This is a genomic window from Coleofasciculus sp. B1-GNL1-01 (genome assembly GCF_040220235.1).
In the GTDB taxonomy this organism is placed as follows: Bacteria; Cyanobacteriota; Cyanobacteriia; order Cyanobacteriales; family Coleofasciculaceae; genus Coleofasciculus.
The window spans coordinates 1-26,142 of record NZ_JAVJTO010000163.1; the positions used below are offsets into that span (position 1 = coordinate 1).

Annotated in this window: 24 protein-coding genes; 11 read left to right on the forward strand and 13 right to left on the reverse strand. The window is 45.9% G+C overall.

Translation table 11 applies throughout. The features are described 5' to 3' along the window. Positions 1 to 231: 231 nt before the first annotated feature. Together RID53_RS34710 and RID53_RS34715 are read right to left on the reverse strand one after the other, a co-directional pair. On the reverse strand, positions 232 to 756 hold the full coding sequence (locus RID53_RS34710; protein ID WP_446392423.1) for a hypothetical protein: 525 nt from the start codon (positions 754 to 756) through the stop codon (positions 232 to 234). After that, positions 746 to 874: a hypothetical protein gene (locus tag RID53_RS34715; RefSeq protein WP_446392424.1), complete on the reverse strand. Its 129-nt coding sequence runs from the start codon at positions 872 to 874 to the stop codon at positions 746 to 748. The genes RID53_RS34710 and RID53_RS34715 overlap by 11 nt, the downstream gene beginning before the upstream one ends. Here RID53_RS34715 and RID53_RS34720 point away from each other — a divergent pair. Next, positions 873 to 1,760 carry an alpha/beta fold hydrolase gene (locus tag RID53_RS34720; RefSeq protein WP_446392425.1) on the forward strand — a complete coding sequence of 296 codons (888 nt, stop codon included), beginning with the start codon at positions 873 to 875 and terminating at the stop codon, positions 1,758 to 1,760. The two genes, RID53_RS34715 and RID53_RS34720, sit on opposite strands and share 2 nt — an antisense overlap. 355 nt (positions 1,761 to 2,115) lie before the next feature. On the opposite strand, the gene RID53_RS34725 is transcribed toward RID53_RS34720, so the two are convergent. Together RID53_RS34725 and bicA are read right to left on the reverse strand one after the other, a co-directional pair. Then, complete coding sequence (locus RID53_RS34725) at positions 2,116 to 3,504, reverse strand: cation:proton antiporter (protein ID WP_446392426.1); 1,389 nt, start codon at positions 3,502 to 3,504, stop codon at positions 2,116 to 2,118. Between the two features lie 488 nt (positions 3,505 to 3,992). Then, positions 3,993 to 5,741, reverse strand: coding sequence for a bicarbonate transporter BicA (bicA, locus tag RID53_RS34730; RefSeq protein ID WP_446392427.1), 1,749 nt, complete (start codon positions 5,739 to 5,741; stop codon positions 3,993 to 3,995). 349 nt (positions 5,742 to 6,090) lie between these two features. Between bicA and folB the strand changes: the two genes are divergently transcribed. Next, positions 6,091 to 6,453: a dihydroneopterin aldolase gene (gene folB / locus RID53_RS34735; RefSeq protein WP_044208635.1), complete on the forward strand. Its 363-nt coding sequence runs from the start codon at positions 6,091 to 6,093 to the stop codon at positions 6,451 to 6,453. A 96-nt stretch (positions 6,454 to 6,549) separates the two neighbouring features. On the opposite strand, the gene RID53_RS34740 is transcribed toward folB, so the two are convergent. The 4 genes from RID53_RS34740 to RID53_RS34755 form a co-directional block, all read right to left on the reverse strand. Next, complete coding sequence (locus tag RID53_RS34740) at positions 6,550 to 6,801, reverse strand: hypothetical protein (RefSeq protein WP_446392428.1); 252 nt, start codon at positions 6,799 to 6,801, stop codon at positions 6,550 to 6,552. Positions 6,802 to 6,955: 154 nt separating this feature from the next. Continuing rightward, a complete protein-coding gene (ftsY, locus tag RID53_RS34745) occupies positions 6,956 to 8,710 on the reverse strand; it encodes a signal recognition particle-docking protein FtsY (RefSeq protein WP_446392429.1) in 1,755 nt (584 codons plus the stop codon). A gap of 127 nt (positions 8,711 to 8,837) precedes the next feature. Then, a complete protein-coding gene (gene nusB / locus RID53_RS34750) occupies positions 8,838 to 9,482 on the reverse strand; it encodes a transcription antitermination factor NusB (protein WP_446392430.1) in 645 nt (214 codons plus the stop codon). A 94-nt stretch (positions 9,483 to 9,576) separates the two neighbouring features. Next, positions 9,577 to 10,308, reverse strand: a complete 732-nt coding sequence (locus RID53_RS34755; protein ID WP_446380795.1) for a DUF502 domain-containing protein — start codon at positions 10,306 to 10,308, stop codon at positions 9,577 to 9,579. A gap of 514 nt (positions 10,309 to 10,822) precedes the next feature. Here RID53_RS34755 and RID53_RS34760 point away from each other — a divergent pair. From RID53_RS34760 to psbM, 4 genes are all read left to right on the forward strand, one after another. Continuing rightward, on the forward strand, positions 10,823 to 11,689 hold the full coding sequence (locus tag RID53_RS34760) for an oxygenase MpaB family protein (protein ID WP_446392431.1): 867 nt from the start codon (positions 10,823 to 10,825) through the stop codon (positions 11,687 to 11,689). A gap of 186 nt (positions 11,690 to 11,875) precedes the next feature. Next, the gene (locus RID53_RS34765; RefSeq protein WP_446392432.1) at positions 11,876 to 13,342 is read left to right on the forward strand and encodes a DASH family cryptochrome; all 1,467 of its coding nucleotides are present in this window, start codon (positions 11,876 to 11,878) and stop codon (positions 13,340 to 13,342) included. Positions 13,343 to 13,601: 259 nt separating this feature from the next. After that, positions 13,602 to 13,898 carry a 2Fe-2S iron-sulfur cluster-binding protein gene (locus tag RID53_RS34770; RefSeq protein ID WP_446392433.1) on the forward strand — a complete coding sequence of 99 codons (297 nt, stop codon included), beginning with the start codon at positions 13,602 to 13,604 and terminating at the stop codon, positions 13,896 to 13,898. Between the two features lie 174 nt (positions 13,899 to 14,072). Further along, a complete protein-coding gene (gene psbM, locus RID53_RS34775) occupies positions 14,073 to 14,189 on the forward strand; it encodes a photosystem II reaction center protein PsbM (protein ID WP_446392434.1) in 117 nt (38 codons plus the stop codon). A 176-nt stretch (positions 14,190 to 14,365) separates the two neighbouring features. Here the strand turns inward: psbM and RID53_RS34780 are convergent, their stop codons facing one another. Then, complete coding sequence (locus tag RID53_RS34780; protein ID WP_446392435.1) at positions 14,366 to 15,214, reverse strand: universal stress protein; 849 nt, start codon at positions 15,212 to 15,214, stop codon at positions 14,366 to 14,368. 380 nt (positions 15,215 to 15,594) lie between these two features. Between RID53_RS34780 and RID53_RS34785 the strand changes: the two genes are divergently transcribed. The 3 genes from RID53_RS34785 (at position 15,595) to RID53_RS34795 (ending at position 17,800) form a co-directional block, all read left to right on the forward strand. Then, positions 15,595 to 16,158, forward strand: coding sequence for a tetratricopeptide repeat protein (locus RID53_RS34785; RefSeq protein WP_446392436.1), 564 nt, complete (start codon positions 15,595 to 15,597; stop codon positions 16,156 to 16,158). 329 nt (positions 16,159 to 16,487) lie between these two features. Next, positions 16,488 to 17,084: an SH3 domain-containing protein gene (locus RID53_RS34790; protein ID WP_446392437.1), complete on the forward strand. Its 597-nt coding sequence runs from the start codon at positions 16,488 to 16,490 to the stop codon at positions 17,082 to 17,084. A 32-nt stretch (positions 17,085 to 17,116) separates the two neighbouring features. Continuing rightward, entirely contained in the window at positions 17,117 to 17,800 is a 684-nt protein-coding gene (locus RID53_RS34795) for a Crp/Fnr family transcriptional regulator (protein WP_446392438.1), read from the forward strand. Between the two features lie 396 nt (positions 17,801 to 18,196). On the opposite strand, the gene RID53_RS34800 is transcribed toward RID53_RS34795, so the two are convergent. Continuing rightward, the gene (locus RID53_RS34800; RefSeq protein WP_446392439.1) at positions 18,197 to 20,494 is read right to left on the reverse strand and encodes a GumC family protein; all 2,298 of its coding nucleotides are present in this window, start codon (positions 20,492 to 20,494) and stop codon (positions 18,197 to 18,199) included. Between the two features lie 607 nt (positions 20,495 to 21,101). Between RID53_RS34800 and RID53_RS34805 the strand changes: the two genes are divergently transcribed. Then, positions 21,102 to 22,409 carry a glycosyltransferase family 4 protein gene (locus RID53_RS34805; RefSeq protein ID WP_446392440.1) on the forward strand — a complete coding sequence of 436 codons (1,308 nt, stop codon included), beginning with the start codon at positions 21,102 to 21,104 and terminating at the stop codon, positions 22,407 to 22,409. 106 nt (positions 22,410 to 22,515) lie between these two features. Here RID53_RS34805 and fabG read toward each other — a convergent pair whose 3' ends face one another. Then, positions 22,516 to 23,277, reverse strand: a complete 762-nt coding sequence (gene fabG, locus RID53_RS34810; protein WP_446392441.1) for a 3-oxoacyl-[acyl-carrier-protein] reductase — start codon at positions 23,275 to 23,277, stop codon at positions 22,516 to 22,518. A 59-nt stretch (positions 23,278 to 23,336) separates the two neighbouring features. Next, positions 23,337 to 24,707 carry an RNA-guided endonuclease InsQ/TnpB family protein gene (locus tag RID53_RS34815; RefSeq protein WP_446392442.1) on the reverse strand — a complete coding sequence of 457 codons (1,371 nt, stop codon included), beginning with the start codon at positions 24,705 to 24,707 and terminating at the stop codon, positions 23,337 to 23,339. A gap of 182 nt (positions 24,708 to 24,889) precedes the next feature. Between RID53_RS34815 and trxA the strand changes: the two genes are divergently transcribed. Next, the gene (trxA, locus tag RID53_RS34820) at positions 24,890 to 25,207 is read left to right on the forward strand and encodes a thioredoxin (protein ID WP_446392443.1); all 318 of its coding nucleotides are present in this window, start codon (positions 24,890 to 24,892) and stop codon (positions 25,205 to 25,207) included. A 72-nt stretch (positions 25,208 to 25,279) separates the two neighbouring features. Here trxA and psb29 read toward each other — a convergent pair whose 3' ends face one another. After that, on the reverse strand, positions 25,280 to 26,008 hold the full coding sequence (gene psb29, locus RID53_RS34825) for a photosystem II biogenesis protein Psp29 (RefSeq protein WP_446392444.1): 729 nt from the start codon (positions 26,006 to 26,008) through the stop codon (positions 25,280 to 25,282). Between the last annotated feature and the right edge of the window lie 134 nt (positions 26,009 to 26,142).

Consider the following 26,142-nt stretch of genomic DNA (forward strand, 5'->3'; position numbering starts at 1 on the left):
GCAATTGATTTTAGTCGAACGACTCAAACCTAAATCATCCCAGTCACAGTCTAAGCCTCTATGGTTAGTATGGGTCGGTCAAGAAATGCCTGATTTGGGTCAGATTTGGCGAAAATATTTGCGCCGCTTCGCCGTTGACCAACGGTCGAAAAAAGCATCTTAAACTTTAATTTTTTAGGAATTTTCCTTCTTTCTCAGCATCGGGCTATAGCTGGGTTGATTTTTCGTAGTCTAAACTCCAGGATCCGCAAGCTGGAGAAAGCGCCAGATACGACCCGTGGTTACAGCACCATAGATGCTTTCAATCATTCGGTCTCTGGCTTGGTTAAACCGTTGTGCGGCTACCATCTCGGCAATACACTGTCCTAAACCGACATTAGTACTCTCATTTTTGGCTTCGACAATTGTCACCACTGGGGACTCGATTTCTAATGTAAACGGTGAGGCACTCAAAATATAGTCACAAAAACCATTGAGTCCTTGGCTGGCATCAACATTAAAATCTCGACCCGAAAATAAGCTAACTTTACCATTAAATATCTCTCTAACTTCTATCAACAACGGTGCAATAATCAACTCTGAACGAGCTTTTTCAGTATCGTTATCAAAAGCGACTTTCAAATTACGCTTCAGGGTCGTTTTAAGGTATTCGCTTGGTTCAAATCGTTCGCTTTGAGAAAACAGATTAATCAGATTAATAGTAAGATCGAACTTAGCTTTAACTTGATTGATGGTTTTAAAATCGCTATAAGCCATGACTCAACATTCCTTCTGCTGCTTGGCGCTTCCAGACCATCAAGAGTTGCGGTAAGCGCTGTTTTAATTCGGCAACTTCATTGTATTCCTGATTACTGCTTGACTGATTGAAGCCCATGAACCCAACCCCAGACTTTATTCTATTTGCCCAACATGGCTGGGCGGATACCCATCACGCGATCGCAGCCCTAGCGAACTCCTTAGCCACTCCCCAGTCTCACTTGGTTACACCCAATCTCGGTTGGTTAAAAACCTGGTGGCGAATTGAACCCTTAATTCTACAGGTCGAAGGAATAGCCACTGAAACCATTACCCAATATCCCGATACCCCTATCCGAATTATCGGTCATTCCATGGGCGGTTTAATTTGGTTAGAAATCCTTAATCAACATCCCGAATGGTGGTCTCAAATAGAATCGTTAGTCCTAGTTGCATCCCCCATTGGCGGGGCAGATTTAGCCCGATTAATTGACCCCTTGGGTGTAGGAATTGGGATTGCTGGTGCGCTAGGGATTAACCGCCGCCAGATTGCCCAATCTATCGCCCAAATGGTTCCTACGTTAGTCATTGCTGGCGATAGGGATAGGGGTAGCGACGGCACAATTACCGTTGAATCAACCAAGTTTTGCGGTGCCAAGTTTGTGAGTATCCCCAACTTAGCCCATGCCCAACTCAAAAATCATCCCACAGTCATCGGAATTATCCGGGAATTTTGGGCAAATCCGACAATAACTAACCCTTACCCCCTAGATTTTACCGCTCAGTTAATTGAACGCTTGCAGTCAGTACCTGGAATGACTGATGCTCATCCGCGAGACTTTCCCCGTAGCCAACCTTACATCACTTTAGCCAACGGATTCACGATTCGCATCTGGACAAGTCCGTTACACATTGACCATATTTTTGTTACTAATCCCGAAGGAGAATGTCTTTACAGCGGATTCGTGGGCTGGAGACATCGTGGGGTGTTACATCAAGCGTTAGCTGAAATTAGACATCTGTAAACTCGTTTTCCATAGCCGTAGTGTCGTGGCACACCTTATTTGATGAGTTAGAATTCCGCCCGGAAACTGTAGGGGCGCAAAGACTTGCGCCCGATTCAATGGTCAAATCTATTCCAAAATTTTAGCTGTGTCAGTCCAGTAGGGTGCGTTAGCAAAGCGTAACGCACCGAACCATCACATAAAGACACTTCTGTTATATTCCGCTTCCCTCTCCTTGTAGGAGAGGTTTGGGGAGGGGGAAAGGGGAGGGATCTGACCCCTCACCCCTCAGTTAATGACCAGCAGTATCCACCAGGGGAGAGTAGATTTTGGCTTAAGTTTACACAGATGGGCAGTACCATGCCCCTACAGTTCTCTATCCAAACAAATCTGCTTTTTCCAGAGCTTCTTTCGACTCTTCAACTTCCGCAGCTTCCGGGGAACCTTTAAATGCTACTCGCAAGAACGGTGGGGCTAAGAATGTCGTCAGAATTACCATAATGATAATCGCCGCTTCTAAAGGCTTACTCAAAACCCCACTAGCTGAACCAATCCCAGCAAATACCAATCCCACTTCACCACGAGGAATCATACCAACCCCAATCGCAAAGCGGTTAATTTGGGGTTGACCAATAAACGTCCAACCTGTAACCAATTTCCCGATAATCGCTACCCCAATTAAGAAAACAGCAATCACTAATCCTTCCCGATTTGCCGGAACCGCAGGATTGAGAACGCCTAAATCAGCTTGTGCCCCCACAGCGACGAAGAAAATGGGGACTAAAATATCGGCAATGGGAACAACTTGCTTATCCAGTTCTTTGCGCTTATCCGTTTCATCCAGAACTAATCCTGCTGCAAATGCCCCTAAAATTGCTTCTAATTGAATCACATTCGCTAAGAATGCCATTAAGAAGGCAAAGGTAAACGCCGGAATAACCAATTGTCCTCGCGTTTGTAACTTATCCGCGATCGCGACAAAAGAGCGGTTGAAAAACTTACCCAGGAAAATAGAACCGAGGAGGAAAACACTGGCACTAATAATCAGATAGATAACGTTGAAAACATCAACCTCACCAGTTTTCGCCAGACTCGCAACCACAGCTAAGACGATGATACCCAAAACATCATCAATAACCGCCGCCCCCACAATAATCTGACCTTCTTTTGATTTGAGACGTCCTAATTCCGAGAGAACTTTGGAGGTAATCCCAATACTGGTAGCGGTTAACGCTGCACCTGCAAAAATCGCTGGAATCGCGGCAACATTAAAGAAAAACATTAACCCGGCTGTACCCGCTACAAAAGGGGCGACGACTCCCACCACCGCCACAATTGCGGCTTGGTAACCGACTTCTTTGAGATCCCGTAAGTCTGATTCTAAGCCAATTTCAAATAAGAGGATAATCACCCCAATTTCAGCTAAAACCGAGACCACTTCACTCTGGGTTTCAAAGACATTGTTGACAGCCTCTGGGCTTAAATCACCAATCCATTGCAGTAATTTCATCAGTAGCGAATCAGCCGCAACTGCCCCACTTTCAGGGAAAACGAGCAGATGCAATGCTGAAACACCCACGACAACGCCGCCGACTAATTCACCTAAAACTGGCGGTAAATCAACTGCCCTGGATAACTCTCCACCCAGTTTACTGGCAAGATAAATGATAACTAAACTGAGCAACACACCAGCCAGAACAATAGACGAATTTTCTGGCGCTGTTGCTAATATGGGAATTGGTTGTATCAGGTCTGAAAAAATCATGGTCTGCATCTATGGTTTATCTTCGAGTCTGTGAGATTGATTGATAAGTTACTCTTGAGGTTTAGTGACATTAAAGTAAATTTAACCCCTCAAAGCCTATTCGTTCAAGCCGATATACTAAAACGGCTTCCTAAATCCATGAACATCTGAATCTAAGCGAATTTATGACCAGAGTGTGCTGAAATACAATGAGTATTCATTGCACAACCCTAACTTAATCAATCTATTGTCAGATCGTCTTGATTTGCTTTTTGGTACAGACCTATCCTTATCGGTCTGGACAACGGTTTGTCTTTAGTCAATTAGCCAAAACAAACCTGATTGTACTTCGTTTAATGCTTACTATAATTATACGTCTTTATGACAAAATTAATAAAATTTACAAATTTAATATTTATAATTAATTTTCCTAATAAAAAAAATTCCCCCTTCCCCGATTAGAAACAGGGGATTAGACATCAACCCTATCCTATATTGCTTTATTGAATTTAGTGGCTGATGGCAACATCATCGGATTGAGTGGGATAGGCAGTAGACAATGTACCATTTTCTGGGAGTTCATATCGCTTGACCACAGCAACAGCTTGGCGCAATGCTTCTGTGCGATCAACGTGTAAATTATGGGCAGGTAACATTGACAGAATGCCCAATTTTTGCAGGCGTCGTTCAATCTGACCCGTAGCACCAACAATGAAGACTTGACGACCTTTATCAATGGCTTCTTGGATGGAATTTTCAATCGCCAACGAAGAGGTAACACCCAAGTGAGGGACATCACTTAAGTCTACAATCAGGACATCATGATCTGCCATCGCATTTTGCTGACGGGAGATTGCCTTGGATACCCCAAAGATCATCGGTCCACTTAGGTGGAACAATAGGATGCGACCATCCGTTTGATCAATCAGTTCTTTCTCTTCATCAGTCATCTGGATAGCATCATCGGCATCGGTAATCGTCTTAACATCCTTAGCTTGAAGTTTGGAGAGACGTTCAATGGTCAAGAGATTAGCAACGAATACACCAACGCCAACAGCGACAATCAAATCAACAAATACAGTCAGGATGATCACACCATACATAATCATGGCGCCCTTAATCGAAACCTTATGCGCTCGCTTCAGGAAACCCCAGTCGATAATATCTATACCAACCTTGAGGGCAATTCCAGCCAGAACCGCCATCGGAATCCAAGCCGTTAGACTAGCAGCACCTAAAATGACGACTAGCAAGATTAAGGCACGAGTTAAACCTGATATGGCAGTTCTAGCACCAGTTTGGATATTCACCACGGTTCCCATGGTTGCACCAGCGCCAGCGATACCGCCACATAATCCGGATGCTAAGTTTCCTAACCCTTGACCAATTAATTCTTTGTTCGAGTTATGCTGACTACGAGTTAAGCTATCGGCAACAACGGAAGTGAGTAGAGCATCAATACAACCGAGCATCGCCAAAACCAAGGCATTAATGAGCATGGTTTGGAATTCTGCCGCGCTAAAAGTTGGAACCTGTAAATTAGGTAAAGCTTGAGGGATTTCACCAATGCGGCGAATACCGCCCATCTCAGGGAACATAACCAATGCTACTACCGTTCCGATCACCAGCGCGATTAACTGGGGCGGTGGGAAAAACTTTTTAAAATTAGGCGGCGCAGACTGCAATAACAATGGCTGTACTACCAGAATCGTAACCGTCAAAACCGCCAGAGCCGTTTCACCGGGCTGGATATCGCGTATAAGATCAGGTATGTCTTGGATTGTACCCAGGATGCCACCGGAAGGACTATCCTGTCCCAAAAATGGTGCAAGTTGCAGGATGACCAGGATAAATCCAATCCCAGACATAAATCCAGATACTACGGTGTAGGGCATCAGGGTAACGTATCGACCCAACCGCAATGTACCCATAATAATCTGGAATACCCCTGCCATCATGACTACGGTAAATGCCATAGCCATACCCTTTTCTGTACCCGCCGTCGCCGTCAGGTTAGCGATAACGGCAGTCATGACCACGGTCATTGGACCAGTGGGTTCAGAAATAAGAGTGGGTGTGCCACCAAACAGGGCAGCAAAGAAGCCAACTAAAACAGCACCCCAAAGACCAGCTACAGCGCCTGCACCGGAGGCAACACCGAAAGCCAGTGCCATGGGGAGGGCGATAATCGCAGCGGTGATCCCCCCAAATATGTCACCTTGCAGGTTTCTAAAATGTATACGATTAGCGATTCGCATTAAGCTTGGAGGAGTGAGAGAACGACAGTGTACTCAGAAGGGTTCAGTCTTGGCAACACTTTCTCATACTTTCCGGGAAGAGTTAAGATTTGTAACGCTTCCTAATATTTCTTCAATTAGATTAACTGACGATGCTCCATTCTTTGCATTTGGATTTCCAATAGAAAGCATAGAGAGAATGCTTATAGGGGATGAGGGGATGGTGCATTGGTGTCAACCTGAAGGGGTGACAAGCTCGCGTCAAAGGTAGGCAGGGTGTGGGGTGTGGGGTATGGGGTGTGGGGTGTGGGGTGTGGGGAAGCGGGATGGGGAAATAGATTGGGTATTAGTTGTTTAGTTGGTATTGTCAATGGATTGCATACAGGTCAATAAAATTCGGTCTTATGGCTATACAGGTTATCTGCCAGAAGAGCGGGTACTTGGACAATGGTTTGAAGTGGATCTCACGTTATGGTTAGATTTAGCTCCCGCCGGTGAGAGTGACGACATTAAAGACACTCTGGATTACCGCCAAGCTATTGACACGGTTAAGCAACTGATCGCCAACTCTAAGGTTTCCTTAGTGGAAAAATTAGCCAGCGCGATCGCAGATGCTCTATTAAAGCTCGATAGAGTCGAGCGAGTACAAGTGCGGCTGAGTAAACCTGCTGCTCCTATCCCTGACTTTGGCGGCACAATTACGATTGATATCACTAGACCGGGTGTGGGGTGACTGGGTGCGGGGTGTCGGGTGTCGGGTGTCGGGTGAGTAGCGGAAAATCCTTCGAGGTTGAGAAATCAGGACACCTCACCACGCCTCCTTTCAACGTTACGCGATCGCTAAATCCGTCTCAGTCGGCTTCCCTGGATGAACACCTTGCTCCACCTGCATCCATTCCTGAAACACGTCTTCAATAAATATTCGTGTCTTATTCCCACTCTCATTCACTACCTGTACTTCAACTTTGAGAGTGGGTAAATACACACCATCTACGATTTGATGCCCATAAGCTAAAACTTTACCCACGTTCCCAGTTGAACGATGATGGGCATAGTCGCCAATATTTAGCATGATATTCATAGTTCCAACAAGCATTCGCTAAATGGACAATGCATACCATAGCAATGGGTTCAAGTTATTGCAATATTTCTTAATCTTATGCAGCTATTGTTACATCACTACATATTTTTCTCATTTTTCATTGGTCATTGGTTATTAGTTCTTTAGGGGTAAATCATCCACTCAATAATGCTTCCACAAACTCATAACTTGAGAATGGACGTAAATCTTCAATCCCTTCCCCAGCACCAATAAACCGAATCGGCAATCCCAGTTGCTGTACAATCGCCAAAGCCACACCGCCTTTAGCCGTACCATCCAACTTAGTCAACACCACACCACTGAGTTTTGCCGCTTCCGAGAACACCTCAGCTTGACGCAAACCATTTTGACCGAGGGTAGCATCCAATACCAGCAACGATTCCACCTTCGCCTCAGGTGCTTTTTTGTCAATGATCCGGCGAATTTTTGACAATTCCTCCATCAGATTTTTCTTATTTTGCAAACGCCCTGCGGTATCTACCAAAAGCAATTCTGTATTTCGGGCTTGAGCGGCTGTGATTGAATCGAATACCACAGCGGCTGGATCAGTATTCTTGCCCGGATTAGCAATCACCTCTGTGCTACTGCGTTCTCCCCAAATCTTCACCTGTTCCACCGCCGCCGCCCGGAAGGTATCGGCAGCCCCAATTAAACACTTGTAACCGGATTTATTGGCTAAATGAGCCAGTTTACCAATTGTGGTGGTTTTTCCTGCACCATTTACCCCAGTCATCAACCAAATATTCAGGATGTCTTTTTCCGGGAAAAAGGTGGAACCGTAAGACTCTTGACAGGGTTTATCCAGTAAATCCCGAAGAATTTGTTTCAAATAGGCGATCGCTTGTTCCGGAGGCAAGACTTCCTGGCGCATTTTCGCTTGCAGGGTTTCAATAATGTAATCCGTTGCCTCGATACCCACATCCGCTTGCAACAACAACGCCTCAATTTCCATCACGGCGTCTTGGTTCAACGGACCCTGACCGACAATAGACTTGAGTTGATTGACTAAGCCACGACGAGTTTTGCCCAGTCCAGAGCGAAGCTGTTTGAGCCAGCTAATTTCCTCAGCGGAGACATCCTCAGGGGTACGCCCTTGATCGGCTAAGACTTTGGCTGACCATAAAAATTCTTCATCCAAGGCGACATCCGCCTCGGCTTCGGGTGGGGTTGTGGGTGGCGTTACAGATTCCGGTTCTGGCGTCTCAATTGCCGTTGCTTCGAGCCGTTTAAGTCGTTCTTCCCGTTCAGATTTCCTTGCCCAAATTGGCACAGTTGCTGATTCTTCAGCCGCCCCAGGTTCGGGTTCCTCTGTGTCAGTTTCCACGTCGGCTATGGTATCTGAAGCCGTTGGAGCCTCCGTTTCTTCAGGTTCTACTTGTTCGGTGTCGGTTTCTGCCTCAGTTACAACCGGAGATTCTGGGGAGGTGGCTGTACTACTCTGATCAACTCTAACTTCTGCTTCCTCTGCTTCCTCTGCTCCCCCGGCTTCCTCTGCTTCCTCTGCTCCCCCGGCTTCCTCTGCTTCCTCTGCTCCCCCGGCTTCCTCTGCTTCCTCTGCTCCCACCGTTTCCGGGGCAGTTTCTGTGGCTTCTGTACTCTCTGTTAGTTCAGCCTGGGCAGATTCAGCCGTGTCAGGTTGTACCTCTGGCGCTTCAGTTTCAGCTTCTGAGGGTGCTGACTCCTGCTTTTGCAGGTTTGTATAAGCAGCTTTTGCCCAACTCAGATAATCGTCAGCAACTGTTGATGATTGCTCCTGAGTAGCAGACTCACTCTCCGATTTCGGCGATTCAACCGGGGGAGTGGCTGACTGCTGTTCTTGCTTCTCTTCTTTCTCCTCGGAAGAAGCAGTACTTTTACCAACTTGGCGGCGGAACCAATTAAATACCATTGCACCTAATTAGAAATAGTTGTGAGTTGTCAGTTTTGAGCTTGCTTTTCAAGGGAAGCGAGTATGACAAAGGACAAAGGACAAAGGACGAATGACGATCCTCGTTCACCTGGGCTAACCGACTTACTTATATGAACTTTTCTAGAGCTGGAGACTCTGGCTCATTTATGCAGGTAGTGACGCGACGCAACACGCCATTCACAAATCGATGCCCTTCTTGATCGCTGTAGCGTTTAGCCAGTTCTATGGCTTCGTTAATAGCCACCCGATCAGGAATCCCTAAAAATGCCATTTCTGCCACCGCTATTCGCAAAATATCGCGGTCAATGCGGGGTAAGCGATTGATTTGCCAATCTTTAAGCGATTTAACCAGTATTTCGTCAATTTCGACTTGCCTACGACGAATCGCCTGTAGAATTTCTATCGCATAAGTCCGCACGTCGGCTTGATTAGCAAGCTGAATCATTTCCGGGATTTCTACCGCGACACCGATACGGTTTATCGCCTTCTGAGTTAGTTCAATGGCTTCAGCAACCATCGTTTTGGAACTTCGCACATCGATCGCACGGGTTTCACTACCGAGGAGGCGATCGCTTCCGCGTTTGAGTTCGGCTGAGGCTGTTTCTAAAGCTTCGTTAATTTCATCGGTTAGAGTCCTCACGGCGACTAATACCATCTGGCTCAGTTGTTTTTCATCAAGCTGTTCCGGTTCACGAGACATCTGAGAGAGACCTAAAAGTGCCAGTTCACGAGCAATTCTGCGGGGTTGCATTGTTTTGTCCTTTGTCCTTTGTCCTTTGTTCTACTGGCTCCCGAAAAGAAGCTAGCTATGTCCATCAATAACCCTCTTCCCCAATCCCTAATCGCTAGGAACTTTCTTCTGTGGGTAACATCTGCTGTTGGAGCATATCTGATAGAGGTTGCTCTCGCTTCGTCTTGCCGTATGGCATCTGGAGGGGTACACCCATGGATTCACTCGGTCCCACAATTCCACCAGAGATTAATACCTTAAAGGCATCTTCGATCGACATAGAAAGATTAATCACTTCAGTTTCCGGCACAATAGCATACCATCCGGTGGTCGGATTCGGAGTGGTGGGGATAAAAATATTCAACATGGTGTCGTTGAGTTTGCCTTGAATTTCACCCGTTGCTGTCCCCGTGACGAAGGCGATCGCCCACATTCCCTGACGCGGATACTCTACCAAAATCACCCGCCGAAATTTACTGCTGGAATCCTTAAGCAAGGTTTCCAATAACTGTTTGAGTGTTTTATAGACTGATCCAGCCAGGGGAATTGCCTGCAACACTCGTTCTCCTAAATCCAGCAACCACCGCCCGACAATATTACGTGCCATTAAGCCAATCAGTAGAATGCACAGGAGGGGCACCGTTAGCCCTACCAGTAAATTCAAGAGATTGACCAAAATGGGGTGGAGGTTATTATAGGGGTTGAGTTGCTTAGGGATACGGGTAAGAAAATTGATCACCCAATTGGCGATGGTAATCGTCAGCCAGATTGTGGTAGCGAGGGGAATCACTACCAGAAGACCGGCGATTAGGTCGTTTTTTAAGTCCTGCTTGAAGCGTTGGATCACAGAGTATTGACTCTCCTTACAATGGCTCTTAAACGTCTGTCATTGCTCCCTCAATTACTGGTATAAGCTGTTGAAACCTTGACCTGATCACGGCAATCACCGCCAGCTTTCCCAGCCGTTGAGGGGGATGAACTCCTGCTCAACCCCCTTTTGCTGCTCCAGTGAAGCAGTACTCCTGGTCGAGGGTTCTATCTTTAGTTGTAAAGCTTGTTAAGAATTGTTGCAAGTATTGATATCTCTATTTAAGCTTGTTCAAGGGAGGTGTACGGTTTAACTATCTTAAAAAACTTGTATCACACCTTACAGTTTATCAGAGAGAGACTCAAGGGTCAGAAGCTGTAACCAATAATTGGGAGATAGACGCCAGTTAGGTGGGGAAGTGCCTGTGGACTGGTTGACCCTGAGCGAAGCCGAAGGGTGAGTGCCGACACCACCAGAATGAAGCAGGAAGTAAGGATCAAGACGCTTATTTGACTACGGTTGATCAGTTTTGAGTAGGTCTTATGTAACGGTTATGACTGTTTGGAATCGCAACCAACGTCTTCAGTATATTCAGCAACTCAACCCCATTACTGACCATAGTTTAATTTGTCGCCTCGTCGCTGGCTACGAATTTCCGTGGGATATCACCCGTGCGTTGGAATTAGCCATGCTGAAAACGTTCTGCATTCCCAGTATTTCTCGACTGCTTACTCGCACCGGAGAATTTCATCACCATACCCAAAAGCGCTACGATGATACAGGTTTACTCATTGCCGAGATTCTCCAATGGGGTTACGACAGTGAACGGGGTGCAGCATCGATTCGGAGGATGAATGCGATTCATGGGCATTATCCGATTAGTAATGACGATTTTCTCTATGTGCTTTCAACCTTCATCTATGAGCCAATTCGCTGGAATGAACACTTTGGGTGGCGGTTATTTTGTGAACAGGAAAAGCTAGCGATATTTTATTTTTGGCAAGCGGTAGGGGAAAGAATGCAAATTCGAGATATACCCTCCACTTATGATGAATTTGCCCACTATAACCAGAAGTACGAACAAGACAATTTTGTGTATTCCGATAGTAATCGTGGTGTAGGAGAATCAACGATTAATTTATTCCTAAGCTGGTTTCCGGCTTTGAGTCATCCTCTGCTGAAACCAGCTATGTATAGTTTATTCGATGAGCGAATGCTAGCGGCGTTTGGTTTTGCCAAGCCTTCTAGGTTTATGGTAACTGTTGCCCAAAATAGTCTCAAGTTGCGGGGATACTTCCAGCGCTGGCTTTTACCGAGAAGAAGGTCAGATTTCTTTACGGAGAGTCAGTTGAAAAGTTATCCTCGTGGGTATCAGTTAAGGGATATTGGTCCGAGTTGGATGCTGGATAAACTTGAGTGAAATTGTAGGGGATTTAGGCTGGCATTCAAAGATTATTGGTTTATTCTTATACCATTTCTATTAGAGTTTAGTCCGTGTAGGCGGACTTAGTTTGTGTAGCTGCGATTTTAATCGCCATAGTTACTCAGAGCCAGAGTTTTTCGGGTAATCTGAATAAAGGACAATTACACGTTCCATCAACCAACTGTGAGTGAAAAACGAATTCTTCTCTGGTATCGCAATGACTTGCGCTTGCATGATCACGAACCCCTACACCAGGCGCTTCAGACAAAGGCGCAGGTGATTCCCCTCTACTGCTTTGACGATCGCCTTTTTCACACCACATCCTTTGGATTCCCTAAAACTGGGGCATTCCGCGCTAAATTCCTAGTGGAAAGTGTAGCTGATTTGCGAGAGGTTTTGCGATCGCGGGGAAGTGATTTACTGGTGCGTCGGGGTTTACCGGAGAAGGTGATTCCCGCTTTAGCCAACAAACTGGGTATCACTGAGGTTTATTTTCACCAAGAAGTTACCGCCGAAGAAGTCGCCGTAGAAGCTGCACTCAAACAAGCATTATCTGAGATTGGCATCACCGTACAAACCTTCTGGGGAAGTACCCTCTACCATCCTGATAATTTACCCTTCAATCTCTCAAAAATTCCCGAACTTTTTACCAATTTTCGTAAGCAGGTGGAGAAAAAATCCACAATTTATCCCATCTTTCCCACCCCAAAACGTTTACCGTCTCTTCCCTCTATCGATGTTAGTGAATTGCCTCTACTCGCTGATTTTGGACTAGAACCCCCTATATTTGACCAACGGGCAGTATTACAATTCCAAGGGGGAGAAACCGCCGGATTAGCCAGACTCGAAGACTATTTCTGGAAAAAAGACTGTCTCAAAATTTACAAACAAACCCGCAATGGTATGTTGGGGGCAGATTACTCCTCTAAATTTTCTCCCTGGCTAGCCTTGGGGTGTTTATCGCCACGTTTTATTTATGAACAGGTTCAGCAATACGAACAGGAACGAGTCAAAAATGATTCAACCTATTGGTTAGTGTTTGAGTTAATTTGGCGAGACTTTTTCCGATTTATTTGTGCCAAGCATGGGAACCGCATCTTTCGCCAATCGGGGTTACAGGGTGTACCCATTCCCTGGAAAGAAGACTGGCAACCATTTACCCTTTGGCAGCAAGGAAAAACAGGTTTTCCCTTAGTTGACGCCAACATGCGGGAACTCGCCGCCACTGGATTCATGTCCAATCGGGGACGGCAAAATGTTGCCAGTTTTCTCACCAAAAACCTAGGAATTAACTGGCAAATCGGCGCGGAGTGGTTTGAATCGGTACTGATTGACTACGATGTTTGTAGCAATTGGGGGAACTGGAACTATACGGCGGGAGTGGGCAACGATGCTCGTGGGTTTCGCTATTTCAATATTCAAAAACAGTCGAAAGAGTATGATCCCCAAGGTTACTATGTCAAACATTGGCTACCCGAACTGGATTCTTTACCCGCCGCTAAAGTACACCAACCTTGGACATTAACCCCAGCCGAGCAAAAACAGTTTAGGGTGAGACTTGGGGTAGATTATCCCCATCCGGTTGTAGACTTGATGCAGTCGGTGAAAGCAAACGAGAACGTTTATAATGCCGCCTTGAACCGTCGATAACATTGGTGATTGGGAAAGAGGTGATGGGGGAACAGGACAAGTGTTGCATGTCGCCGTCTGTACATAAAGAATTATCCTGTCATAAAGCTTAGGACAGGTGGAATGGCTGAAATGACACCTCCTGCATCCCTACAACCCTACGACCATCTTTATAATTCGTTAGCCTAGAAGAAGGTCAAGTCAATGTGAATCAGAGGATTCAGTATCCTGAGTGCAAATTCTTCTAGGATATATCAGGAGTGACATAGCGGAGAACTAGATGGCTAATATCAAATTTGTCAAGGAAGACCAGGAAGTCATTGCAGCAGATGGGGCGAACTTACGGGAGAAAGCCCTGCAAAACAAGATTGACCTGTATACCTTGAAAGGAAAATTGATGAACTGTGGAGGCTATGGTCAATGTGGCACCTGCGTTGTCGAGGTTGTCGAAGGGATGGAAAATCTCTCACCTCGAACTGAGGTAGAACAGCGTAAACTGAAGAAAAAACCGGAGAGTTACCGATTAGCCTGCCAAACCTTGGTCAATGGACCAGTCAGCGTGAAAACTAAACCCTGAAGCGGCGAGGAGTAGGGAGAACAGGGGAAGCAATACAGAGACGTGCCATGGTGCGTCTGGGAGCAGAGGAAATAATGTAGCTGATCAATATTTGCTCTCAAGCTGCACTATTGGCAGAAGCCAATGATATTCTAAGAAGAGCGGTTCAAAACCAATTGTAGAGGCACTAGTTCAATGCAAGTTAATGATTTAGGGTTCGTTGCCAGTCTTCTGTTTGTGCTGGTTCCCACAGTTTTTTTGTTGATTCTGTATATCCAGACAGCTAGCCGAGAAAGCAATCGAAATTCTTAGCATTGGCTGTCTACCCTTCGCCCATGAGATCCCCGACTTCTTCGAGAAGTCGGGGATCTAGCACTCAATCCGGTGTGCGGGCTAACAACACGGGACAATTCGCATACACCCGCCCATAGTCCGACAGTGAGTAGGGTGGGCATTGCCCACCAACCTTAAGGAGCGTGCCATTTTACTCAATCCGGTGTACGGGTTAATAGCACAGGGCAATTCGCATACACCCGCACATAGTCCGACAGGGAAGTCCCCAGCAATCGGTCTAAATCAGGGAGAGACTTAGCAATAGTGGGACGGCGTTCCGGAGAACCGAGGACTAACAAGTCCACATTCATTTCATCTGCCAAGCGGCAAATCTCTCGTCCAGCCTGACCTTGACTATTGATACATTTATAGGCAACGCCTTGTTTTTTCGCTTCCGCCGCCGCCGATGCCAAAACGGGATCGGTTTCAGGCGTGGTTATCGGTTCACCCGATGGCGTTTTTTGGTCAGGGTTGATGTGAACTAAATACAGTTGACCGCCTTTGACATCCCGAATCAGAGACAGTGCCAAATCCAAGCCTTGCTTAGCACTCTCGGATTTATTCATAGACACCATGACTCGTTTGATCCGTTTGACGTAGATCTCGTCTTTCACCAATAACATGGGACGAGAGGACAATTGGAAAACATATTGGCTAACGGAGTTTTCCAAGATAGATTCCAATCGTTTGAGTCCTCTTGACCCCATAATCACCAGGTCAGATTGCTCTTCCTCAGCCACTTGCAGCACTACGTCTTTGGGATCTCCCTGTTTGAGTCGGGGTGTGATTTTGTTGGGATCGATTTTGAGAGACTTGATGGCGTCTGCCAAAATCTTACCTCCCTCTTCTAGCTTGGCTGACATGGCGTCAGCACTAACTTGGGGTGTGACCACATGGAGAACCGTAACCGATGCCTGTTGCATGATTGGGATTTCGGTCAACATATTAAACATTTCTTCACATAATCCCCGACCAGCAACAGCGAGCAAAATTTTTTCAATCATGGTTTCAATCGTTGTGAGTGATTACGATGAGACTTTCGCCATTGCAGGAGAGTCGGAGGCATATTGGGGTAAATTCCGCAAGCCCCAGAAGTAGTAGTTGTTTCCCTGACAATGCATCAGTCCTGAACGTTATCGTATTTGCGTCTTCTAAAACTAAGGATACTGGGAATCGGGGTTTCAAAATTTGACAATTTATGAAAGCGTCAACGACTGGAGGTTTCGGGGGAGATGGGGAAGATGGGGAAGATCGGGAAGATGGGGGAGATCGGGAAGATAGGGGAGATGGGGGAGATTAAGACTTCTTGGCGGATGGTTAACAAAGTTTCTCGGTCAACGTTAACATTCGTTAGGGTAGAACAGTCTATTGAGAATATATTTCCATGAACCTTTCAAGACTCTGGCAGGTAATTATTACAGTAGTATTAGTGCTGGGACTCTATATGCCCCCGGTGACGGCGGCTGAAACCCTTTCCCCTAGAACTGATACATTTAATGCTTTGGTGCAGGAATGTCTGGAACTCCAAGGAGAGACATCTCTGAGTGCTTGTGATCAAGCCATTGAACTGCATCCGGATGACGTGATTCCTTGGTATGGGCGTTCTCGCGTGTTATCGGCTTTAGGACAACAAGAAGAAGCCAATCAGTCTTATGCGCGGGTGCGGGTGATTCAAGCGTACTACAATGCGATCGCGCAACTGCTTGCCCAACGAGAACAGATTGAGTCGTTGATGCAAAATGACGAGCAATTCTCTCAACTCGAAGCCGCGATTGATAGTGAGGATGTGGAGGAAGAGCAGTTGGAACAACTGCAACAGCTTAAACAACAGATTCTCACACTCCGAGAAAATCCTAGCCTCCTTGATGAAGAAATAGCGGATGCGATGCTTCAGGTACGCGATCGCTTGGCTGATATTATTGGACAAATTTCCGCCACCGCCTCATAAGTAGGAGGTGCTGAAGTAGGAGGTGCTGAATCAGGATGGTGGTGAGGGAGATAGGCATTGGTGTCAACTTAAGCGCCAACAGCAGAGGAAGCAGGGGGAGCAGGGGAAGCGGAGGGAGTAGGGGAAGCAGGGGAAGCCATGGTACATTTTTCCTGTAATCCATTAAAGATGCAGTTAATTAGTACTTCTTTCCTATTCCCCATTTCTTATTACCTTCAATTAATTCTTAGGATTTATTTGGATATTCGACTTGAGATAGATGAGATAACGGGCAATTTTCTAGACACTAGAGAGTTGTATAGAAGAATTATAAGGATAAAGTCGCTCTAATGAACTATCTCAACAAGACGTGGCAACTCCTAGGATTTACCACCATCTATTCACTGGCACTAACCATTTTGCCCAAGGTAGCCAATGCAAATCAACCCCCATCTGTACAGGGTTCTGATGAGTATCAGATTGCTCAAGCAACCAATTGCCGAGAGGTTGATGTCAATACCATGCTGAATATCCGCCAACAACCTTATGGACAGGTTATCGGAGCTTTAGAAAATGAACAAACCGTCACTATTATCGGTGAACCTGAAGATGGATGGGTACAGATTGACGCCCCGATGGATGGTTATGTGGCAGCCAGATATTTAGAATATTGTACGGGTGCAGTTCCCCCGTCCGAACCCACCGGTCAAACACCGCCAACTACCCCCGGAAATGAGCAGGTTTCCACTGTACCCGGTGATAACTGTCGTCAGGTAGTTTCGCCAAATATATCAGTGCGATCGCAACCGAATGGCGAAGTAATTGGTACGCTAGAAAAAAATCGGACAGTTTATATCGCCAACGAGGGAAACAATGGTTGGGTGCCGATTGAAAGACCAATAGACGGCTATGTGAATGCGGCAAATCTGGGCTACTGTTATCAGTAAACTGTTTTAAGCCAAATAACACATTTTGCACCGTGAGTCAACCCTCTCAACAGCGAGACTTTCTCGCCAATACCCAACTCTGGCGAGGTTTGCCGGATGAGCAGTTAGACGCGATCGCAATGGTTGCGATCGCCAAATCCTATCATAAAGGTGAGGTAATTTTTGTTGAAGGGGAGGACGGTAGGGGATTCTTTGTCGTGAAATCCGGTCGAGTCAAAGTATTTAAGTTATCAGCGGAAGGGAAAGAACAAATATTAAAATTTTTTGAGGTGGGAGAACATTTTGCCGAAGTCCCCGCTTTTGATGGCGAATGCTTTCCCGCATCGGCTACAGCTTTAGAGAAAACTGAATTGTTATTTTTTGGGCGCGATGCTTTCTTAGAATTGTTGGAGCAACAGCCAAAGATAGCGATTAATATGTTAGCCGTTTTTGCGCGGCATTTGCGACATTTTGCCCGATTAATTGAAGATTTATCGTTAAAGGAAGTACCCGGACGGTTAGCGGCTTATTTGCTCTATTTAAGCGAACGGTCTGATCATCCCAATCACGTAAAATTAGATATAACCAAGACTCAGTTAGCCTCTTTATTAGGAACGATTCCTGAAACATTATCACGGGTATTTGCCAAATTGAGTCAGGAAGAATTGATTTCAATTCAAGGGTCGAGAATTCAGATATTAAATCCAGAAATATTACGGATTTTATCGGAACGATAACTACGCCCATAAAAGGAGAAATTGTTGGAATTCGTAGGGTGGGTTAGGCGGGGACTTAATCAACACCAATAACTATTTAATGGACTATCCGCCGTAACCCACCAAAACCAGCGTTGTAGGAGACGTTTGAATTTATATAGCAATAAAATCGCTCAATCCCTTGTAAGGTAAGAGTTTTTCTTCACTATTGCCTATTGCCCATTGCCCAGCGCGTAGCGCTATATTAAAAGTACTGCCACACTCACTGGGGAAGGGCGGGTTTTGTTGAGAGGTTAACGGTCAGGTCATCTAACTGAGTGGCTAAACCCGCCCCTACAATTTCTATTGTCTTCATTGTACACTAAGAAATATTTCACCTTAAAAAGGACATATAGCAAATGACGATCCTCACCTACTCTACACCGTCGTTTCCTGAGGCACTTTCGCATAATAGCGATGATAATAATCATAAGAACTCGTGGTGTAATTCTTAACCCCATTCGCCACCACTCCCAACACTCTGGCATGAGAGGTTTTCAATCCAGATAACACCTGCATCAATACCGTTCGATCTGTTCTTCCTAATCCCACCACCATAACAATTCCATCGGTATGCGCCGCCAATAACCGCGCATCAGCTAAACCTAACATCGGTGGTGTATCAAAAATAACTAAATCAAACATTTCTTCAAACGACTCAACTAAATGCTGCATCTTTTGAGAACAGAGGAGTCGAGTCGGATCAGGCGGAATTTGCCCAGCAGTTAACACAAACAAATTCTCCTCCAATGGTGATGGCTGAATTACATCTTTCACATTAATGTCACTGGAAATAACATGACTCAATCCCCAAACATTAGGTAAATCCGTTCTCGCATGGAGCTGCGGACGCCGCAAATCGGCATCCACCAATAATACCCGTTGTCCCATGGCGGCGGCGGCTTGTGCCATAAACGTCGCTATAGTGGATTTGCCATCAGCAGGAACCGCTGAACTAATTACTACTGAACGAACGGGTTCATCGGGACTAATAAACTGAAAATTAGTCTGAAGCGAACGAAATGCTTCCAAAAATGGAGAAGTATGATAGCGATAAGCAGGTTGATTTATAGAAGATGCCAACAACGGAGTTTTTGATTTATTGGCTGTTTTCGTCAGTTTATTTTGTTTCTTCAAGGGTTTGTGAAAGGGAATCGTTCCCAAAACTGCTAACCCTGTCCCTTCCTTCAACTCCTCAGCCGAGTGAAACACCTTATCCAACTTTTCGGCAACAAACCCCGCCCCTGCACCTGCCAGTAATCCAGCCACTGCCCCTAAGACTAAACCACGAGGTACATTGGGAGAAGTTGGTGTTTGGGGTTGTTGGGGTTCGGCAATTAACTGCCAAGGTAATGTCTTTTGGGCAGCTTCAATTTGTAGCGTCTCTCGCACTGCCAAAAATCGGTTCAAACTCTCGGTGGCGACTTTCAACTCTCGCTGTAAATCCGTATACTGACGGGCAACCACTGCCAAATTCTTAAGCTGCTGACTCATCAACCGTTCGGCTTTAGCGATCGCACCTGCCCGCACTTCTAGCATATTAATTTGATTCGTTGTCTCTACAAGCTGTTGAGTCAGTGCCAAACGCAGGGAACTAGGCGACGCCAGAGATTCCGGATTTTCCGGTACAGCACTAGCATTTGCCCCCAAAACAGTTCCGGCTTCCTGACTCAGCAGAGGAAGTAAATTTTGTTGCTTCTCTCGTAGCGCCTGAATCGTGGGACTCTGTTCGGTAAACCGCGCCGATTCACTAGCAATTTTACTTTCAATCTCCGTTAACTGATTCAGCAACTGCTGATAACGCGGGGCTTCGGAGAGGGCGGAAGCCGCGATCGCTTGTTTGGGAGATAGTCCTAATTCTCCTAACTGACTTTGAAGTTGCACCGCCAGGGTGCGGGCTTCATCCAGTTTAGTTTGGGTATCTTGACGTTCTTGGACAATGGTGCTAACTCGACTGGTCAATACTTGACCCTGACTATCCGGATCAACCAGATTATACTCTTGGCGAAATCGCTGTAGTTTTTGCTGGAGACTATCCACCCGCCCTTGAAGTTTTGGCAGTTGCTCTTCGACAAACTCAATCCCCTGTCGCGTACTCGTCTGTTGTTCAGAGAGCGAGTAGTTTACATACCCTGTCGCAATTTGCTCTAGAATAAACTGAATTTTTTCCGGGTCAGAATCTTGGTAACGTACTTCTAAAATTTTCGTTTGTTGCAGCCGATAAATCGCCAGTTTGCTGCGAAGCGTATTATAGTCAAGTTCTGGATAGCGAGACTGAATTTGTTCCACAATCGGAGCCATCACTTGAGGACTCCACAGCACCTGAATCTGGGTTTCGTAGTCTAAACTGTTGCCTTGACTCCCACCCCCTTGATTCAGGGATTCACTAATCTGCTCTAACTGATCTTCACCGGAAACTGACCCCACCAATAACTGAAACTTACCTTCGTAGTTGGGCGTCTGCTGCAAGACTTTCGTGACAATTGCCGAAGTGACGGTAATCGCCACTCCAGCGATAACCAACGCCCGCCGCCGCGCGATCGCGAGAATCTGACGCAAGTCCAGCTTGTCGTCTTCTGTCTCAGCAAACCCATGCAGGGGCAGAGGAGACAATTGTGATGGTCGTTGTCCATTACGATTGGATAGTAACGACTGATACTCTCCATTTGAACCCATAATTCAGTTAAACGTTGGCGTTTCTAACACTGAGGCTAAAAGTTAGCGGTTAGATCCCTTGTTCCAGAGGAAGTTGGGATACACGATGATTTAAAAAAGCAGGGAGAACTCCTGACGACAGGAGGAGAACAATTTTTTTAGATGTTCTGGTGTACGCTAGTCATGATGAATACTTAAAGATACAGCGCTGGTGCGCTCAATCAGGACAATCCTTACAAGGGTCAGGGTGCAGGCACTTTTAGCTGATTCACCTCGTCTATTGCTGCGGTAGATGGGGAAGCCGATGCAGACGAATATCTGAAATCTATCCGAGACGACTCGCAATTTGCGTCAAAATGTGTTTATGCTCCAATGACCACGATTACCTAGTTGAGATTAACGACTAGTGACTAACTTTGATCTCAACTCAATTTATGCTAGGTGATAAAATTGAAATTTATGCTTTTAACAATTAAAATACTTATAAATAGCTTTTAAGTATAAGCAATCAGCCTAGAATTAATTTTAAATCTTTAGATCCAATAAAATCCGGATATAGGCAAATGAATGTGTAAATTCGAGCGTAGTTCGATATCCGTCTAAGATCCCCAGTCAGTAACACAGTAACATGAGCAATAATGAGACTCTCCCACGGCATAGTAAACCCCTGCGATTGTCGATTGTGACTCAGTTTTATCCCCCTGATTATGCCGCAACCGGACAGCTTATTGAAGAACTTGCTGTTGAATTGGGAAAACAGGGTTTGTTGGTGCGAGTGTTTACTGGACAACCTGGTTATGCATTTCACAGCCAGTCAGCACCAGCGAGGGAGTATTTCCAGCGACTGATAATTCAGCGATCGCGAGCGACTCGGATTTGGTCGAAACGTATTCGCGGCAAAGCCCTCAATGGGCTACTCTTTTGTCTGCGAGCTGGACTTCATTTACTTAAAACCAGTAGTCATGGAGACATACTTCTGTTAACTACTGCTCCTCCTTTTTTACCCATTCTCGGATACTTAGCCAAAAAGTTATTTGGACTCCCCTATGTTTGTTTAGTCTACGATTTATATCCAGATGTTGCTGTCGAACTCAACGTTGTTCCCCATCGCCACTGGTTAGTTCGACTCTGGAATACAGTGAACTGCCATATATGGAAACAAGCCCAACAAATTATTGTTTTGAGTCCTTCGATGAAGAATCGAGTCGTTAGCAAATGTCCCCAACTTAAGGATAAAATTACTGTTATTCATAATTGGGCAGATGCCAATTGGATTGTACCAATTGCCAAACAGGATAATTGGTTTGCCCAGACGTTCAATCTAGTTGATAGGTTTACCGTACTCTATTCCGGAAACATGGGTCGCTGTCATGATATGGAGACTATTCTAGAAACCGCTAAATTGTTACAAGATGATCCAATCCTATTTGTTTTTATTGGCAATGGCGCTAAACGTGAAGCCTTTGAAGCCAAAATTCATCAGCTTGGCTTAACGAATTGCCGCTTTTTACCCTATCAAGATAAACAAAACCTACCCTATTCACTCACCGCAGGAGACTTATCGTTAGTCAGTATCAGTCCAGGGATGGAAGGCTTAGTCGCCCCCAGCAAACTTTACGCCGCCTTAGCTGCAGGGCGTCCAATCGCCGCAATTTGCGAACCCCAGTCTTATTTGCAAGGGATTGTGACTGAGGCGCAATGCGGTGCAGCGTTCAGTAACGGCGATGCAGGGGGTTTGGCAGAGTTTATTCGAGGCTTGTCTACGGATGAACCATTAGTTAAGCGTATGGGTGAAGCTGGTCGTCGTTATTTACAATCCAATTTTACCCCTGATTTGATTGCACAAGAATACTCAAAGTTATTGCATCAATCTGTATTTAAGGGTTGGGAATCATCAGAAGTTTCCGTTCAGTATTCCAGCATTCGGTGGAAATAATCAGCCAAACCGGGGGAGCCAAACTGTAGGGGCAGGTTTTACCAATAATGTTTTGGCACTAACTGATAACTGAACTGAACCCGCCCTTCTAGGAACCTATAGCCGCTCACGCCATCACCATACCGCCATCGACATTGAACACCTGCCCGGTGATATAAGCAGCAGCCGGATCAGCGGCTAGAAATCGCACCATGCCCGCAATTTCCTCTGGCTTGCCATAGCGACCCAAGGGAATATATTTGATGATATCCTCAGATTTAATATCTTTGGTCATATCGGTTTCAATAAATCCCGGTGCTACGGCATTCACGGTAATCCCACGAGGCGCGACTTCCTTCGCCACGGTTTTGGTAAACCCAATCACTCCGGCTTTGGCGGCGCTATAATTTGCCTGACCTGGATTGCCCATTTGTCCGGCAACGGAGGCAATATTAATAATCCGACCCGATTTTTGCTTGAGCATGATTTTACTGGCTGCCCGCGTGCATAAAAAGACGCCCGTCAGATTCAGGTCAATCACCGCCTGCCAATCGTCGGGTTTCATCCGCATCAAGAGGGTGTCGCGGGTAATCCCAGCATTATTCACCAGTACGTCTAGGCGACCAAATTTGTCTTTGGTTTCCTTGATCAGAGTCTCCACCTCTTCCAGTTTGGAGACATCTGCCTGAAGCGCCATCGCCTCTCCCCCTGCTTCGGTAATTTTGGCGACAACCTCATCAGCCGCGCCACTGGAACTGGCGTAGTTAACCACTACCTTTGCCCCCTCTGCGGCTAATGCCAATGCTACAGCGCGACCAATTCCCCGTGACGCCCCGGTGACAATCGCCACGCGATCGCGGAGTTGGGCAGATGTCTGTGATGTTTCCATAAAAAATCTCTCTCTCCATTAACTGAAGTCAGCTCTTAGCATTTTGCAGTGACATCCTCCTACACTGACCTTATAGGTATAGTGTAAGCTTCCTTTGTCGCCGTCTTACGAGGGCGCCTCCGGCGTTTTCTAGTTGGGAATATGCCCAGCCCAACTCTCTTGATATTGATCGCCGCATTCCAATCTCTATCCAATACAAATCCACATAAACATTCGTGGATTCTAACTGATAAATCTTTTTGGTGGTAGCGGTTACAACAAGAGCATACTTGGCTTGTGTCATGGGGTTTTACCTTCACCACTGTCTTACCAGCTTTCGCAGCTTTGTAAACAAGAATTGACAGGAATTGACCCCAGCCAGCATCATTAATTGATTTATTTAAACCTGACTTTGCACTCTGCCCATTTGGTATATACCTTCCTTGTTCATCCTGTTTTGGTCTATTTTTTCGGGATAGATTCCCTGGTTTGATATCCTCTACAAAGAACACTTTTTCATCCCGGTAACCCAAGCGCGTCGCCGATTCATAATGGAATTGCTTTCGCTGTCTCGCCGGCTTTTGGTGATGCTTGGATATCTTTTTGGCAAGTTTCCGCCGTGGCGCCGACTTATGCGGCTTTCCATCCTTACGTTTGGCAAGCCGCGCCAGCTTCTGTTCACTTCGGCGGTAATGCTGAACAATCGGCTCGACTTCCCCATCCGATGCTGTCCAGAATTTTTCGAGTCCTACGTCCAATCCAAGGGAATTCTCCTCTGTTGCTTCTATCTCTGGTAACTTCAAATTGGGAACGCTTTTGTCTTCCAACGTCAAACACACGTACCAGCCATCTGCCCGACGCGAGATCAGCGCCGCCTTAATCGTAAACCCGTCTGGGATTGGACGATGATAGATCACTTTTACCTGACCCACTTTGGGTAAGTTGATATAGGCAATATCCCGCCGACGTTCCCCGTTCTTGCGCCGATACGGGTTAACAATCACACTCAGGCAATCTGACTTCAATTGCGGCATACAAAACGTCCGGTATCGCCGCACTGATTTAAACCGAGGTTTGCCGCTCCGTTTCCCTTTTAAATCCCCCTTGATGTACCGATTAAACGTATCTTCTACCCGTTTAATCGCCTCCTGAATAACTTGGGAGTGGATTCCTTTATATAGTTTGCCGTGGGACTCCCGCGACCAATGGTTTGCTCGTTTTTGTGAATAGTATGAAGGTGGGTCTTTCAGTTCCGGTAAATGAGTGACGAAAATTGGGCAAGCATTGACAGGTGAGCGATTGCACGCCCACCATTTAAACCGTTCTGAAAGCATCAAATTGTGGATATGACATAGTTTGTATAGCCATTCCTTTAGCTGGCTTAACTGTTGCTTGTTTGGCACAATCCGATACTGATAGTTCAGTTTAAATGTATCTTTGCTTCGCTTCAATTATTGTCACCTCCTTTGTGGTAGTTATTATACTATGCTTGTGGCAAGTATTCAGGACAAAAAGGAAACAAGTTTCCTCTCGCTGTCGATTCATCTCACGCTCTATCGAAGATTAGAGCGCGAGATGAATCGCCAGATAAGCTAAAATCGAGCCAAACCACCAATCACCATGATGTTTTGTTATGGCAGTTAAAAAACAGTTTGCCAGTTTTCAGGAACTCCTCTCTGGATCGGATGTACCCGTATTGGTCGATTTTTACGCGACCTGGTGTGGTCCATGTCAGATGATCGCACCGACCCTCGAGCAAGTCGGTCTTCAGCTCAAGGGTAAGCTACAAGTGGTCAAAATTGATACAGACAAATACCCCCAGATTGCCTCTGAGCATCATATTGAAGCCCTGCCCACCTTGGTACTCTTTAAAGATGGCAAAGCGGTGGAACGGATTGAGGGGGTTGTCTCCGACAAGCAGCTTATGGAACGACTACAACCTTTACTTTAAACAACCACAGAGACGTTCCGCCGGAACGTCTCTACCCAGGCGGAACTTGGTCTCAATATCCCTTGATCAACTTCAGGATGCTGTCGTCGATTCTGGGGAATCACTGGGCGGAGTCGTGGCTTTATTCTTTTTCTCCTGTTCCCGTTGTTCCCGTTTTTTGCGATCGGCTTTAATCGCGTCTTCAAGGACAATCTGGGCTTGAGCCATTTTTTCCAGGTTGCTGCGATACAACTCCAAGTCTTTCTGTAATTTCTCTTGGGGAAGATGCAACGTTTGACCGATTTGCTGGAGCATTTCCATCGACTTTTTCGCGTCTTGAACTAGCTCCGGTTCTGCCTGTTCCAGAAGGGTATACAAGCCAATGGCAAACAGACGAGAGTATTTAAACTTAGGATTATCTGCGATCGCGGCAACCGTGGTATGAATATCCTCAGCCCCCTCTAGGGGTGTTGGTGAACCAAACCAGTCAACCAATTCTTGCGCCGATAAACGCCCCAATGCCGCTTTCAGTTTTTCAGCATCATCCTGATACTGTTGCGGATGACCTCCCACTGCCTGACAAAGGGCGTTAAAAATGGATTCTTTATCGCGTTCCGGTCGATAGCCTTGCATGAAACGATTAAAGGATGCAACCACACCTAAGGCATAGATGGGATCATACTTAAAATCCACATTGACCGCCAGCAAATGCATCTCGACCATCAATTCTTCTACCACCCGTCGGTAAATCGAGTTGATTGGACGGGTGTGATAGTTATAAAAATCCCGTTTTGTATCCGAGACGGTGCGAACGTTACTCACAGAGCAAAATATAAAGGATATTTTTTACCATTGTCTCGCTTGAGTTTCACTCTAGGGGATAGAGTCTCAATCGAGTCATTCCTTCCATCTTACCAGTTTATTTCCACCAGCCCACTTAGTATAATGTTTCTTGG

Bases quoted from the DNA above. Each gene is read 5' to 3' on its own strand.
- RID53_RS34710 (WP_446392423.1), bottom strand. From the start codon at position 756: ATGGCTTATAGCGATTTTAAAACCATCAATCAAGTTAAAGCTAAGTTC.
- RID53_RS34720 (WP_446392425.1), top strand. From the start codon at position 873: ATGAACCCAACCCCAGACTTTATTCTATTTGCCCAACATGGCTGGGCG.
- RID53_RS34715 (WP_446392424.1), bottom strand. From the start codon at position 874: ATGGGCTTCAATCAGTCAAGCAGTAATCAGGAATACAATGAAGTTGCC.
- RID53_RS34725 (WP_446392426.1), bottom strand. From the start codon at position 3,504: ATGATTTTTTCAGACCTGATACAACCAATTCCCATATTAGCAACAGCG.
- bicA (WP_446392427.1), bottom strand. From the start codon at position 5,741: ATGCGAATCGCTAATCGTATACATTTTAGAAACCTGCAAGGTGACATA.
- folB (WP_044208635.1), top strand. From the start codon at position 6,091: ATGGATTGCATACAGGTCAATAAAATTCGGTCTTATGGCTATACAGGT.
- RID53_RS34740 (WP_446392428.1), bottom strand. From the start codon at position 6,801: ATGAATATCATGCTAAATATTGGCGACTATGCCCATCATCGTTCAACT.
- ftsY (WP_446392429.1), bottom strand. From the start codon at position 8,710: ATGGTATTTAATTGGTTCCGCCGCCAAGTTGGTAAAAGTACTGCTTCT.
- nusB (WP_446392430.1), bottom strand. From the start codon at position 9,482: ATGCAACCCCGCAGAATTGCTCGTGAACTGGCACTTTTAGGTCTCTCT.
- RID53_RS34760 (WP_446392431.1), top strand. From the start codon at position 10,823: ATGACTGTTTGGAATCGCAACCAACGTCTTCAGTATATTCAGCAACTC.
- RID53_RS34770 (WP_446392433.1), top strand. From the start codon at position 13,602: ATGGCTAATATCAAATTTGTCAAGGAAGACCAGGAAGTCATTGCAGCA.
- psbM (WP_446392434.1), top strand. From the start codon at position 14,073: ATGCAAGTTAATGATTTAGGGTTCGTTGCCAGTCTTCTGTTTGTGCTG.
- RID53_RS34780 (WP_446392435.1), bottom strand. From the start codon at position 15,214: ATGATTGAAAAAATTTTGCTCGCTGTTGCTGGTCGGGGATTATGTGAA.
- RID53_RS34785 (WP_446392436.1), top strand. From the start codon at position 15,595: ATGAACCTTTCAAGACTCTGGCAGGTAATTATTACAGTAGTATTAGTG.
- RID53_RS34790 (WP_446392437.1), top strand. From the start codon at position 16,488: ATGAACTATCTCAACAAGACGTGGCAACTCCTAGGATTTACCACCATC.
- RID53_RS34800 (WP_446392439.1), bottom strand. From the start codon at position 20,494: ATGGGTTCAAATGGAGAGTATCAGTCGTTACTATCCAATCGTAATGGA.
- RID53_RS34805 (WP_446392440.1), top strand. From the start codon at position 21,102: ATGAGCAATAATGAGACTCTCCCACGGCATAGTAAACCCCTGCGATTG.
- fabG (WP_446392441.1), bottom strand. From the start codon at position 23,277: ATGGAAACATCACAGACATCTGCCCAACTCCGCGATCGCGTGGCGATT.
- trxA (WP_446392443.1), top strand. From the start codon at position 24,890: ATGGCAGTTAAAAAACAGTTTGCCAGTTTTCAGGAACTCCTCTCTGGA.